12 protein-coding genes and 1 pseudogene are annotated in these 13,210 nt (G+C 67.4%); 7 read left to right on the top strand and 6 right to left on the bottom strand.

Going from position 1 to position 13,210, the window contains the following annotated elements; translation table 11 throughout:
* Nucleotides 1-9 precede the first annotated feature (9 nt).
* Complete coding sequence (locus KXD96_RS06520; RefSeq protein WP_260743709.1) at nucleotides 10-2,058, top strand: prolyl oligopeptidase family protein; 2,049 nt, start codon at nucleotides 10-12, stop codon at nucleotides 2,056-2,058.
* Here KXD96_RS06520 and KXD96_RS06515 read toward each other — a convergent pair.
* On the bottom strand, nucleotides 2,003-2,323 hold the full coding sequence (locus KXD96_RS06515) for a hemerythrin domain-containing protein (RefSeq protein WP_260743707.1): 321 nt from the start codon (nucleotides 2,321-2,323) through the stop codon (nucleotides 2,003-2,005). The two genes, KXD96_RS06520 and KXD96_RS06515, sit on opposite strands and share 56 nt — an antisense overlap.
* Before the next feature lie 302 nt (nucleotides 2,324-2,625).
* Here KXD96_RS06515 and KXD96_RS06510 point away from each other — a divergent pair, with 302 nt between their 5' ends.
* Genes KXD96_RS06510 through KXD96_RS06500 form a run of 3 tightly spaced genes read left to right on the top strand, consistent with a single transcriptional unit; the run spans nucleotide 2,626 to nucleotide 4,361 of the window.
* On the top strand, nucleotides 2,626-2,937 hold the full coding sequence (locus KXD96_RS06510; RefSeq protein WP_260743705.1) for a hypothetical protein: 312 nt from the start codon (nucleotides 2,626-2,628) through the stop codon (nucleotides 2,935-2,937).
* A gap of 7 nt (nucleotides 2,938-2,944) precedes the next feature.
* A complete protein-coding gene (locus KXD96_RS06505; RefSeq protein WP_260743704.1) occupies nucleotides 2,945-3,862 on the top strand; it encodes a crotonase/enoyl-CoA hydratase family protein in 918 nt (305 codons plus the stop codon).
* A gap of 52 nt (nucleotides 3,863-3,914) precedes the next feature.
* Entirely contained in the window at nucleotides 3,915-4,361 is a 447-nt protein-coding gene (locus tag KXD96_RS06500; RefSeq protein WP_260743703.1) for a DUF5078 domain-containing protein, read from the top strand.
* 233 nt (nucleotides 4,362-4,594) lie between these two features.
* Here KXD96_RS06500 and KXD96_RS06495 read toward each other — a convergent pair whose 3' ends face one another.
* From KXD96_RS06495 to KXD96_RS06475, 5 genes are all read right to left on the bottom strand, one after another.
* Nucleotides 4,595-7,525 carry an RND family transporter gene (locus KXD96_RS06495; protein WP_260743702.1) on the bottom strand — a complete coding sequence of 977 codons (2,931 nt, stop codon included), beginning with the start codon at nucleotides 7,523-7,525 and terminating at the stop codon, nucleotides 4,595-4,597.
* Nucleotides 7,522-8,070, bottom strand: coding sequence for an MmpS family protein (locus KXD96_RS06490; protein WP_260743701.1), 549 nt, complete (start codon nucleotides 8,068-8,070; stop codon nucleotides 7,522-7,524). The genes KXD96_RS06495 and KXD96_RS06490 overlap by 4 nt, the downstream gene beginning before the upstream one ends.
* Before the next feature lie 74 nt (nucleotides 8,071-8,144).
* Nucleotides 8,145-8,831 carry a TetR/AcrR family transcriptional regulator gene (locus tag KXD96_RS06485; RefSeq protein WP_260743700.1) on the bottom strand — a complete coding sequence of 229 codons (687 nt, stop codon included), beginning with the start codon at nucleotides 8,829-8,831 and terminating at the stop codon, nucleotides 8,145-8,147.
* A gap of 86 nt (nucleotides 8,832-8,917) precedes the next feature.
* On the bottom strand, nucleotides 8,918-9,787 hold the full coding sequence (locus KXD96_RS06480; RefSeq protein WP_260743698.1) for a hypothetical protein: 870 nt from the start codon (nucleotides 9,785-9,787) through the stop codon (nucleotides 8,918-8,920).
* 11 nt (nucleotides 9,788-9,798) lie between these two features.
* Nucleotides 9,799-10,323: a mycothiol transferase gene (locus KXD96_RS06475; RefSeq protein ID WP_260743697.1), complete on the bottom strand. Its 525-nt coding sequence runs from the start codon at nucleotides 10,321-10,323 to the stop codon at nucleotides 9,799-9,801.
* A 54-nt stretch (nucleotides 10,324-10,377) separates the two neighbouring features.
* Here KXD96_RS06475 and KXD96_RS06470 point away from each other — a divergent pair, with 54 nt between their 5' ends.
* From KXD96_RS06470 to KXD96_RS06460, 3 genes and pseudogenes are all read left to right on the top strand, one after another.
* Nucleotides 10,378-12,108 (top strand): amidohydrolase family protein, encoded by a 1,731-nt coding sequence (locus KXD96_RS06470; RefSeq protein ID WP_260743695.1) that lies wholly within the window; start codon nucleotides 10,378-10,380, stop codon nucleotides 12,106-12,108.
* Nucleotides 12,109-12,146: 38 nt separating this feature from the next.
* Nucleotides 12,147-12,719: pseudogene (locus tag KXD96_RS06465) on the top strand (PPE family protein); the annotation flags it as partial.
* 63 nt (nucleotides 12,720-12,782) lie between these two features.
* Complete coding sequence (locus KXD96_RS06460) at nucleotides 12,783-13,181, top strand: pyridoxamine 5'-phosphate oxidase family protein (RefSeq protein ID WP_260743692.1); 399 nt, start codon at nucleotides 12,783-12,785, stop codon at nucleotides 13,179-13,181.
* Nucleotides 13,182-13,210: the final 29 nt, after the last annotated feature.

Genomic DNA, 13,210 nt, shown 5'->3' with positions numbered 1-13,210 from the left:
ATGGCTTCCATGACGTCACAAGCCGCCGCTACCCCCGACGACGCCCAAGACCCCTACCTGTGGCTCGAGGACGTCACCGGCGAGGAGGCGCTGGACTGGGTGCGCGCGCGCAACGAGCCGACGCTGGCGATGTTCCGCGATGAGGACTTCGAGCGGATGCGCGCCGAGGCGCTCGAGGTGCTCGACACCGACGCCCGCATCCCGTATGTGGTCCGCCGCGGCGAGTACCTCTACAACTTCTGGCGCGACGCCGCCAATCCCCGCGGGTTGTGGCGGCGCACCACGCTGGAGAGCTACCGCACCGATGCCCCCGAGTGGGACGTGCTGATCGACGTCGACGAGTTGGGCCGGGCCGACGACGAGAAGTGGGTGTGGGCCGGCGCCGGCGTCATCAAACCGGAGTACACCCGCGCCCTGGTCGCGTTGTCCAGGGGCGGCTCGGACGCCTCCGTCGTGCGCGAATTCGACATGACCACAAGAGAATTCGTCGCCGAGGGGTTCCAGCTGCCGGAGGCCAAGTCGCAGCTCACCTGGGTGGACGGCGACACCGTGCTGGTGGGCACGGACTTCGGCGACGGCTCGCTCACCGACTCCGGCTACCCCCGGGTGATCAAGCGGTGGTGCCGGGGCACCCCGCTGACCGACGCGGAAACCGTGTTCGAGGGCGCCCGCACCGACGTCCGCGTGTCCGCGTCGGTGGACCGCACCCCCGGCTTCGAGCGCACCCTGCTGGGGCGGGCCCTCGACTTCTGGAACGAAGAGGTCTATGAGTTGCGCGGCCTGCCGGAAAACCCGGAACTGATCCGGATCGACGCGCCCACCGACGCGAGCCTGTCGATACACCGCGAATGGCTCCTGATCGAGCTGCGCACCGAATGGTTCTACGGCGCCCAGAGCTATCCCGCCGGCGCCCTGCTGGCGGCCGACTACGACGAATTCCTCGCGGGTACGGCGCAATTGAGCGTGGTATTCGAGCCCGACGAGCACACCGCGCTGAACCACTACGCGTGGACACGAGACCGGTTGTTGATGGTCACCCTCGCCGACGTGGCCAGCCGGGTGGAGATCGTCACGCCGGGCAGCTGGCGGCGCGAGCCGGTGCCCGGCATCCCCGACGCCACCCACACCGTCGTCGTCGGCGCCGACGACACCGGCGACGAGTTCTTCCTCGACTCCAGCGGATTCGTCACCCCCTCGCGGCTCATGCGCGGCACCGGCACCGGACCGCTCGATGAGATCAAGTCCGCGCCGGCCTTCTTCGACGCCGAAAACATGACGGTGGCACAGCATTTCGTGCCGTCGCAGGACGGCACGCCGATCCCGTACTTCGTGGTGCGGCCGGCTGGGGCGCAGGGCCCGGGCCCGACCATGCTGTACGGCTACGGCGGCTTCGAATCCGCCAACACCCCGGCCTACAGCGGCGTGCTCGGCCGGCTGTGGCTGGCCCGCGGCGGCACGTACGTGCTGGCCAACATCCGCGGCGGCGGGGAGTACGGGCCCGGGTGGCACACCCAGGCGATGCGCGAGGGCCGGCACAAGGTGGCCGAGGACTTCGCCGCGGTGGCAACCGATTTGGTGAATCGCCGCATAACCACCGTCGACCAGCTCGGCGCGCAAGGCGGCAGCAACGGCGGACTGCTCATGGGCATCATGCTGACCCAGTACCCGGAGAGATTCGGCGCGCTGGTCTGCAGCGTGCCGCTGCTGGACATGAAGCGCTACCACCTGCTGCTGGCGGGCGCCTCGTGGATGGCCGAGTACGGCGACCCGGATAACCCCGAGGACTGGGCATTCATCTCCGAATACTCGCCGTACCAGAACATTTCGGCGACGCGCCACTACCCGCCGGTGCTGATGACCACGTCCACCCGCGACGACCGGGTGCATCCGGGCCATGCCCGCAAGATGACGGCGGCGCTTGAGGCCGCGGGCCATCGGGTCTTCTACTACGAGAACATCGAGGGCGGCCACGCCGGCGCGGCCGACAACGAACAGGTCGCGTTCAAATCGGCGCTGACCTATTCGTTCCTGTGGCGGATGCTTGCGCCCCCGGGATGAGTTCCGCGGTCACCCCCGACCGGACGGCGTCAACGGCATCCCAATCTCGCGGCTCGAGGTTGGCCAGCGCTGCCGGGAAGACGCCGTCCTGCTCGGCCAGAATGTGGTCGCGCAGCACGCGGAGCGCTTCGAGCAGGCGCGCGGGCCAGGTCGGGTCGGTCGGCGTGCCGTGCGCGCACTCGGCAAGGACCGCTTCGATGCGGCGATGCTCCGCCGTGAGCGCGGCCACGTGGTCCGGGAATTGTGCGGCCAGCGCGGGAAACAACCCCCGGTTCCTCGACGCGGGTGTGCGGGGCGAGCACTCGCGTCATGCGGCGCACCGCCGCGGCCAATCCCGCCACATCGCCTGCAGCATGCGCCCGGCGCGCGCACCCGATCAGGTTCACCAGTTCGTCGTGTTCGCGTGTCAATTCGGCGACGGCCGCAACGGCCTGGCAGCCGCAATACTCACACATACGCTTCCTCCCGATGTCCAGGATCCCGCCGGCGTGGGGCCGCTGGCCAGGGCCGGTGGCCCACTGCGGAGAGGACCAACGTCCCCACTGGGCGGCCCATAAGATCGTCAACGTGTCGGCGATACAACGCATCGAACTCACCCTGCTGGCGACCGGGTTGATCTTCATCCTGGTCTCGGCGGCGCAGGCGCGCTACCGCTTCATCCGCCACCGCCGCGCCGGCCGGCGGTTCTACTGGGCGACCGCGATCATCGGCACCGTCTGTTTTGCCCTCGGCACCGGCAAGATCTGGCCCAACGCCGTCTGCGTGGCGGTGATCTTCTCCGGGCTCATCGTCCTGTCGGCCTACCTGACGACGCCGTATCTGAAGATCGGCGACCGCATCTACGCGTCGTCGCCGGAAAACCGTCAGCCCGACCCGTAAGGACGTCATGACTGCATCCGACTTCGAGACGCTCCTGTACACGACGGCCGGCCCGGTCGCCACCATCACGCTGAACCGTCCGGAGCAGCTCAACACCATCGTGCCGCCCATGCCCGAGGAGATCGAGGCGGCGGTCGGACGGGCGGAACGCGACCCGGCCGTCAAGGTGATCGTGCTGCGCGGCGCGGGCCGGGCCTTCTCCGGTGGCTACGACTTCGGCGGCGGCTTCCAACACTGGGGCGAGGCCATGATGACCGACGGCCGATGGGACCCCGGCAAGGACTTCGCGATGGTCACCGCCCGCGAGACGGGGCCGACAAGTAAGTTCATGGCCATCTGGCGGGCGTCCAAGCCGGTCATCGCCCAGGTGCACGGCTGGTGCGTCGGCGGGGCCAGCGACTACGCGCTGTGCGCGGACCTCGTCATCGCCAGCGAAGACGCGGTGATCGGCACCCCGTACAGCAGGATGTGGGGCGCGTACCTGAGCGGAATGTGGCTCTACCGGCTCAGCTTCGCCAAGGCCAAGTGGCATTCACTGACCGGCCGGCCGCTCACCGGGGTGCAGGCGGCCGAGGTCGAGCTGATCAACGAGGCGGTGCCGTTCGAGCGTCTCGAGGCCCGCGTCGCCGAGATCGCCGGCGAGCTGGCCCGCATCCCGCTGTCGCAGCTGCAGGCGCAGAAGCTGATCGTCAACCAGGCCTACGAGAACATGGGGTTGGCGTCCACCCAGACGCTGGGCGGCATCCTCGACGGCCTGATGCGCAACACCCCCGACGCCCTCGACTTCATCAAGACCGCCGAAACCCAGGGCGTGCGGGCGGCGGTCGAGCGGCGCGACGGCCCGTTCGGCGACTACAGCCAGGCCCCGCCAGAGCTGCGGCCCGACCCCACGCACGTCATCGTGCCTGATGGCGGCCAATGCTGAGACCAACTAGGAACCTGTCCGCCCCGGGTCAAAAAGTGTTACCGTAACAACTATGTCTTGGCTGAACACCGGCTTGCGCGCAGGCGCTGCCTTCCTGGCCCTCGGCATCGCCGCCGCCGTCTTCCCGAAGACCGCCGTGGCCGACTCCACGGAGGACTTCCCGATCCCGCGCAGGATGATCAACACCACCTGCGACGCGGAGCAGATCATGGCGGCCACCCGCGACACCAGCCCGGTGTACTACCAGCGCTACATGATCGACTTCAACAACCACCCGAACGTCCAGCAGGCGACCATCGACAAGGTGCACTGGTTCTACTCGCTGTCGCCGGAGGACCGCCGGACCTACTCCGAGAACTTCTACAACAACGACCCGCTGTGGTACGCGTGGCCCAACCACATGAAGCTCTTCTTCAACAACAAGGGCGTCGTCGCCAAGGCCACCGACGTGTGCGCCCAATACCCGCCCGGCGACATGTCGGTGTGGAACTGGGCCTAACGCCTGAAAAAAATCCGCGCGTCCCTGAGGAAGGCCGCGCGGATTTTTTTGTCTGCGCGCGCCGTCAGTAATGCGCCACCGGGTCCGCACCTGGGTCGGCCACCAGAACCAGCGGCCCATCACCGCGGCCACCGAGGCATGCCCAGGCCGATCGTCGGGCCGTCTCACAGCGAAGTGTTTCAACCACGTCCTGAGGCCGATTCGCAGTCTCGACAGCCACGCGCCTCGTGAGATCAGCGCGGCTGTACCAATCCGCCCGGCGGGTGCTCCTCGACGTTCTTGAGGAGCAAATCGCGCACGGCGGGACGCGGTCCGTACGGTCGCAGCATGGTGCTGGCGGGCCGTGGACGCACGTGCTGCGGCCACCAGAACCAGCGCCCGAGCAAGGTGGCCAGCGACGGCGTCATGAACGACCGCACGATCAAGGTGTCGAACAACAAACCCAGCGCGATCGTCGTACCTACCTGGGCCATCACCACCAGCGGGCTGAACATGAACGTGGCCATGGTCGCGGCGAACACCAGACCGGCGGAGGTCACCACCGAGCCCGAACCGGCCATCGCGCGGATCGTCCCCGTTTTGAGCCCGGCGTGGATTTCCTCCTTGAACCGCGAGATCAACAGCAGGTTGTAGTCAGAGCCGACCGCCAGCAGCAGGATGATCGCCATCGCCAGCACCATCCAGTGCAACTTCATGCCCAGGATGTACTGCCATAGGAGCACGGAGAGTCCGAATGAGGCGCCCAGTGACAGCAACACCGTACCGACGATCACGAAGGCCGCCACGACGCTTCGGGTGATCACCAGCATGATGATGAAAATCAGTGTGGCTGCGGCAATTCCGGCGATGATCAGGTCGATGTTAGAGCCGTCGTGCATGTCTTTGTACGTCGCGGCGGTGCCGCCGAGGTAGACCTTGGCGCCCTCCCACGGCGTGCCCTTGATCGCCTCGTGCACGGCCTGCTTTATCGGTTCGATATGGCTGATGCCCTCAGGAGTCGCCGGGTCGCCTTCATGGGAGATGATCAACCGGACGGCGTGCCCATCCGGCGAGATGAACTGTTTGAGACCTCGCTCGAAATCCGGGCTCTTGAACGCCTCCGGCGGAAGGTAGAACGTGTCGTCGTTCTTTGCTTTGTCGAAGGCATCGCCCTGGGCGGTGGCATTGTCGGACACCGCCCTGGCCTGTTCGTTGAGACCCATAGTGGTCGCATAGTTCGACATGACGGTGTCGAGGTTGCGCTGCTGGCTCTCGATCTGCGGCGGTATGAGCGCCACCAATTTCGGCTGGATCTGATCCAGCTTGTCCAGATTCGCGCTGAGGTCCACGATGTTCGCGGCCACCTGGTCGATGCCGTCGAGCGCGTTGAAGACCGACCGTAGCGCCCAGCAGACCGGAATGTCGTAGCAGTGCCTCTCCCAGTAGAAGAAGCTGCGGATCGGCCGGAAGAAGTCGTCGAAGTTGGCGATGTCGTCGCGCAATGCCTCGGTGATCCGCACGGTTTCTTTGGTGAGCCTGGTGGTTTCGTGTGTCGTGTTGCTGAGGTCCTGGGTCACCTGCATCTGCTCATGTAGCGTCGCAATCGTCTTGCGTAGCTCGTCGGCCTGCTTGAGCAGGTTCTTCGCCTGTTCGTCTTGATAGTGCTGGGTCTGGATCCGCCCTGCGGCTTGTGCACTCATCTGAAATCCGAGGGTGCTGTGGTCGAGCGGCGTGCCCAATGGCCGGGTGATCGTCTGCACCCGGCCGATTCCGGGAATGTGGAAGACCGCCTTGGCGACCTTGTCCAGGACGAGGAAGTCGGCCGAGTTACGCAGGTCGTGGTCCGTCTCGATCATCAACAGTTCGGGATTCAAACGGGCCTGATTGAAATGCCGGTCCGCGGCGGCATAACCGACATTGGCCGGGGTGTCCGCCGGCAGGAAGTGCCGGTTGTCGTAGTCCGTCTTGTATCCGGGCAGGGCGAGCAGACCAACCAATGCAACCCCGATGGTCACCGCGAGAACCGGTGCGGGCCAGCGGACGACCGCGGTGCCGATGCGACGCCAGCCCCGGGTCTGCAGCTTGCGCTTCGGATCCATGAGCTTGAAGAACGAAGCCACCGTCAGCATCGCCGGAGCCAGCGTCAAAGCCGCCAACACCGCGACCAGCATGCCGACCGCACAAGGCACCCCCAGCGACTGGAAGTACGGCAGCCGGCAGAAGCTCAGGCAGTACATCGCGCCGGCGATGGTCAATCCCGACCCGAGCACGACATGCGCGGTGCTGTGGAACATGGTGTAGAACGCTTGTTCGCGGGTCTCGCCCAAACCGCGGGCTTCGTGGTAGCGGCCGACCACGAAGATCGCGTAATCCGTCCCGGCGGCGATCGCCATAAGCACCAGCATGTTGTTGGCGAAGGTCGACAGCCCCATGACGCCGTAGTTGCCGAGCGTCGCGACGACACCGCGGGCCGCTGCCAGCTCGATGAACACCATGGCCAGCATGATCAGAACGATGCTCACCGACCGGTACACGAACAGCAGCATCACCACGATCACCAAAAACGTGACGAGCGTGACCTTCGCGACGCCCTTCTCACCCGCGTGGGACTGATCAGCGAACAGCGGACCCGCGCCGGTGACGTATGCCTTGATTCCCGGCGGCGCGGGCACCGAGTCGACGATCTTGCGGAGGGCCACGGCAGACTCGCTCGCCCTCCCGCTGCCCATGTTGCCGTCGAGGTAGACCTGGACGTACGCGGCCTTTTGATCGTGGCTCTGCGAACCCGCCGCCGTCAGCGGATCACTCCAGAAATCCTGGACGTGCTGAACGTGTTCCTTGTCTTGCTCGACGCGCTTGACGATCTCGTCGTAGTAGCGGTGCGCTTCGGCCCCGAGTGGCTTGTCGCCCTCCAGCAAGATCATGGCCGAGTTGTCGGAGTTGAACTCTTTGAACGTCGATCCGACCCGCATCATCGACTGAAAGGATGCCGCGTCGGTCGGACTCATCGACACCGAGTGAGTTTTGGCGACGACCTCCAGCTGAGGCGCCACGGTGTTGGTGACGAATACGATGCCCAACCACACCAGGACGATCGGCAGGGCAAGCCGATGGATCATCCGCGGCAGGAACGGCGGGATCAGCGGCTGATCGACGCGCGGCGGAGCCTCGCCCGGCGCGCTCATGCGGACTTGTCCAGGCAGTAGACGAAGGGGTTCACGGTTTGGTTGGGATCTGAGCGATTCGGAGTCTTGATGACGTCACCGCTCCCGTCGTGCTTGTTCACGACGAACCGGCAGGCGATCCAACTGCCGTCTCCTTGCGCCACCAGGTTTGCCGGGATGCCGGGCTTCGTTGAACTCAATACTTTGCTCCAGGGCAAGGGCACGTTCAGTGCCTGCTGCGGATGGGAGTTTTCGTCGAGGTAGTTGATGGTTGCCGTGCTGCCCGGTGAGCCCCAGACCTCGAGCGTGATCGTCTTGGCGTTGAACTCGTCGAGGACCTCGCCCGAGGTGCCACCACCGAACGAACCGCTGTGAACGCCGAAGACGCCGTGCAATCGGTATACGACGAATCCCGACACCGCGACGACAGCTGCGATCGTGAGCACCAACCAGAAACGCCCCAAAAGCCCCTGTTTCTTGGCGCGGTGCGGAGCGACCATTTTGCCCTCCCTGCCGGCGGAACCCAGCTTATTCAGCGGCTCGGTCCTTGGCTCAGTCATCGTCATGGGCGCTCCAACTACCTTCCCGTCTTCACCGGTTGCAGTTCGCCAAGCCACAGCCCCCCGGCTCCTTTCTGCGTTCATTGCAATCCCGAGATGAGCCCGACGCACGTGGCGGTCAGCAAGCGAGTGAGGGCGGATGCGAAGTCCAGGTTCCACTCGGGGGGAACCACTTCCGGCTCCTCGGCGTAGGCGTCGGTGAGGTGTTCCGGCGGGTTGGCCACCTGCCACAGCGTCGCGGCAAGCGAGTACGCGGCCAGCAGGATGTCCAGCGATCCCGAGCGCCCCAGCTCCGGCAGTGCGGACTCGATCGAGTCGGCGAGCGAGAGTGTGGCGGCGGTGCTGATCCGCTTCACCTCGATGACTCGCTCGGCGTTCACCTCGTGTTCGAGGTGCAGGTGCAGGTTGGCCAGCAGGTCGCAGAACAGCGGGTCCTCGGCCAGCGCGTTGGCCAGCGTCTCGGCGATTTGCGACGGCGACTTGGGGCCGGGCTCGGCCAGCTTCTCCGACACCGTGTTGGACCAGCGCACCCAGCCCTCGGCCGAGAGGTGCAGCAGCACTTCTTTGTGCGAGGTGAAGTAGCGACGGACGGCGGAGTAGTGAATGCCGGCCCGGCTGGCGACGGCGGTCAACGTGACGGAGGCGACGCCGGTCTCGAGCGCCAGTGAACGCGCGGCTTCCACGAGTGCCTCCGCACGTTGGCGCTTCTTCTCCTCGGTGCGGGCGCGTTGGAAGGTTAACTGCGCCACCGGCCGAGCGTAACGCACATTGCGTGATTTGTATAACGCACGGCATGTGATTTGTGCCAGGTCACTCCGAGCCCTGGCCCGCAAGTCTTTTCGTTGGTGATCGGCTAGCCGGCCGACCTCTTCCACAGGCTGCCCAGCAGCGCTGCGAGCACCCCGGCGATCGCCAGCGCGGCGCCGGCGAGCAGCGTCAGGTTGAGCCATTGGTGCAGGCCTTCCTCGGCCCGGCCGACCATCACCTCGGCGATGCGGCGGATGCCGCCGGTGGTGCGGTTGAGCGCGTCGTTGACGTAGCGGCCGGCGATCTCGATGCCCGCCCATCCGCCGGCGCCGACCAGCAGCGCGGAGACACCGAGGCTGGAGAGCGCCTTGCCGCGACGGTGGGCGGCGGCCAGCACCAGCACGGCACACGCACCGCTGAGCACGACCGCGCCGATGCTCACCCACGGCCCCCACGTGGAAAGCGGGCTCAGCCGCCCCGGTCGCAGCGACCCGTTTGCCGAAGGCGCCGATGCCGTCAACGGAACCATCAGCGTCGCAGGCACTTTCACGTTGTGGGCGCTCAGTATCCGCTGTATCGATCCGTCCTCGAGCATCGGGGCCACGTCGATCGCCCACGACCCGCCGGCGCCGCCGGCGGTGAACAACCAGCGGTGCGCCGCCCGGTTCGCCTCGGCGAACATCGGCGGAAACGCGGGCCCCGTTGTGAACGCGACGGCGGCCAAGTGCAACTCGGCGCCCTCGACCGGCCGGCGTCCCCCGTTGTGTTCGGCGATGAGCGCCATCGCGCGGTCGGTCAGTTCGTCGGCCGCGGCGGCCTGCAGCGCGGGGTCGCCCGCGGCCTTCTGGGCCAGCGCGGCGTAGCCGCCCTCGCTGACCACGTTCAGCTGCAGCCACGCCGCCGGGATCGCCACGGCCAGCGCGACGGTCGTCGCCAGCCACAGCACCGCCCGCAAGACGGAGGCCACGATTCGCACGCCGGAAAGCCCTAGGGCGCGATTCCGCGAACGTAGGCGGCCTGCCCCAGGTGCTGGGCGCAGTCGTCGATGATGCTCACCAGCCGCACGCTGGCCGTCACCGGCGGGTCCCAGTTGGTGTCGACCACGCGCTCCAGCTCGTCGGCGGTCACGCCGGCGACGTAGGAGAGGGTGAGCTTGTGCACCGCGTGGTAGTAGCCGGAGAGCAGATCCGCGGGCGCCTTGACCTTCGCGACCTGCTCGGGGCTGTGCCCGTAACCGGTGTCGTTGCGCGGCAGGTCCAGCCCGAAGCGGTCCACCCAGCCGTCGCGCAGCCACACCTGCTCGACACCGGCCACGTCGGCCAGCTGGATGTCCTGCACCCGCGCGCTGTGCCAGACCAACCAGGCAATGCTGTTGGCGTTCGGGGTCACCCGGTAGTCGGCGACCTCGTCGGTCAACCCGTCGACGATCGCGTCGACGTGTTCAATCAACCGAGTGAAGGCGTCGCGAAGCAGTTCCTGGACGGCGGCGTCGGGGCTGGAGGTGTTGGCCATACCAGCGACACTAGAGCCTGGCACCACCCACCGGCACGGTCGTAGATTGTTTGGATGACTTACGACCTGATCATCCGCAACGGCACCATCGTTGACGGGCTGGGTAGTGAGCCGTACGTCGGCGACGTCGCGGTGGGCGACGGCGTCATCCAAGCCGTCGGCCAGGTGAACGGGGAGGGCGCCGAGCGGGAGATCGACGCCGCCGGGCTGCTGATCACCCCGGGCTTCATCGACCTGCACACCCACTACGACGGCCAGTCCATCTGGTCGGACCGGCTGACGCCGTCGTCGGCAAACGGGGTGACCACGGTGGTCATGGGCAACTGCGGGGTGGGCTTCGCCCCGTGCCGCCAGGAAGACCACGACGTGCTCGTCGATGTGATGGCCGGCGTCGAGGACATACCCGGCGTCGTCATGACCGACGGCCTGCCCTGGACGTGGGAGACGTTCCCCGAATACCTGGACGCGTTGGACGCCGGCATGCGTGACATCGACGTCGCCGCGTACCTGCCGCACTCCCCGCTACGGGTCTACGTGATGGGGCAGCGCGGCGCCGACCGCGAGCCGGCCACCGCCGAAGACCTCGCCAAGATGCGGGCGCTGGCCAAGGAGGCGGTCGAGGTCGGAGCGCTGGGCTTCGCGTCGTCCCGGCTGACCATCCACAAGACCGAAAGTGGTTCGCCCATCCCAAGTTACGGCGCCGCCCGCCAGGAGATCGAAGAGATCGCCCGCGGTGTGGTGGACGGCGGCGGCGGCCTGCTGCAGTTCGTGCCGGACATCCCGGCCGGCGGCTACGAGCACGTGCTGCAGACGGTGTTCGACGTGGCCGAGGACGTCGGCCTGCCGCTGACCTTCACGCTGGTCGTCGCCAACTCCGGCGACCCGACGTGGGAGTCCGCCATCACGATGATCGAGAAGGCCAACGCGGCCGGCGGCGACATCACCGCGCAGCTGCTGCCGCGACCGATCGGGCTGATCATCGGGCTCCAGCTGTCCGCCAACCCATTCGTGCTGTACCCGAGCTACCGCGAAATCGCGCACCTGCCGCTGGCCGAGCGGGTCGCCGAGATGCGCAAGCCTCAGGTGCGCGCCCGCATCCTGGCCGACAAGCCCGGCCACGGTCACCCGATCCTTTACGTGGCCCAGATGTGGGACTGGATCTATCCGCTGGACGAGACCCCCGACTACGAGCCGGACCCGTCGACGTCCATCGGGGCCCGCGCCCGGGCCCGCGGGGTGGACCCGATGGAGGAGGCCTATGACCGGCTGCTCGACGACGACGGCCGCGCCATGCTGTTGGTGGCAACCAGCAACCTGCAGGGCAACTCGCTGGACACCGTCGGGCAACTGCTGCACCGCGACGACGTGGTGCTGGGGCTCGGCGACGGCGGCGCCCACTACGGAATGATCTGCGACGCCAGCTATCCGACGTACTTCCTGGCGCACTGGGCACGTGACCGCAAGTCCGGGCGGTTCACCGTGCCGGAGGCCGTCCGCGAACTCACGTCGGTGCCGGCCCGCATCGCCGGGCTGGGCGACCGGGGCCGCATCGCCGTCGGCTACAAGGCCGACCTCAACGTCATCGACCACGCGGCGTTGCGGCTGCATAAACCCGTGATCACCGACGACCTGCCGGCCGGGGGGCGGCGCCTGAACCAGACCGCCGACGGGTACGTCGCGACGATCGTGGCCGGCGAAGTGATCGCCGAGAACGGCGTGCCCACGGACGCTCGTCCAGGCAGATTGGTGCGCGGTCGGCAAACCCGCCCCGTACCCGGGCAATAACGCCACCGGAACCACCAGATCCTGGGTAAGTTAAGCCGGTGACGAGCCCGCATTTTGCGTGGTTGCCGCCCGAAGTCAACTCGGCACGAATCTTCTCGGGTCCCGGAGCCGGGCCGCTGCTTGCTGCCGCGGAAGCCTGGGACGGACTGGCCGAGGACTTGGCATCGTCAGCATCGTCGTTTTCTTCGGTCACATCAAACCTTGCCAGCGGATCGTGGCAGGGGCCGTCGTCGGCGGCCATGATGGCCCTCGCCACGCACTACGTGAGCTGGCTCAGCGCGGCGGCGGCCCAGGCCCAGGCGGTGTCCAGCCAGGCCGCGGCCGTCGCGGCCGCCTTCGAGGGGGCGCTGGCTGCCACGGTGCAGCCGGCGGTGGTCGCGGCCAACCGCGCGCTGGCGCAGGCGTTGGCGGCCACCAACTGGCTGGGCCAGAACACCCCCGCGATCGCCGACATCGAGGCCGCCTACGACCAGATGTGGGCGTCGGACGTGGCGGCGATGTACGGCTACCACGCCGACGCGTCGGCGGCGGTGGAGAAGTTGGCGCCGTGGCAGCACGTCCTGCAGAATCTCGGCTTCCACTTCAGCAGCAGCGGTCAGCTCACTTTCGGCCTCCCGGCGGCGCGGGTTCCGCGCACGCTGTAACGGGCCGGCCCGCGCCTATCCTGGAGCATCATGCGCACGAAGAAGCAGGTGGACGTCGAGCGGCTCGCCGCCGCTCTGCCCGACTACCCGTACGCGTACCTGGTCACCGTCGACGACGACTATCGCGTGCACACCGTGACGGTCGAGCCGCAGCTGCGCGGGGCGACCCTGGACGTCGGGCTCATCGGCGGCCGCACCCGGCAGAACCTGGTCCAGCGCCGCGACGTCACCCTGCTGTGGCCGCCCACCGAGCCCGGCGGCTATTCGCTGATCGTCGACGGCACGGCCGAGGTCACCGACGCGGGGGACGCCGTTCGCCTGGGCGTCGTGCCCACCCGTGCGCTGCTGCATCGCGACGCCGATCCGGACTCCCCGGAGGCGGCGAAGGGCTGCCTGCACGACTGCGTGGTGTTCTCGCTACCGGCCTAGCTCGCCGAGTGTGAGGCCTACGTACGGAA

The organism is Mycobacterium sp. SMC-2 (assembly GCF_025263485.1).
In the GTDB taxonomy this organism is placed as follows: domain Bacteria; phylum Actinomycetota; class Actinomycetes; order Mycobacteriales; family Mycobacteriaceae; genus Mycobacterium.
Note: the sequence above shows the minus strand (reverse complement) of the source record. Positions and strands in the feature narration are given on the sequence as shown.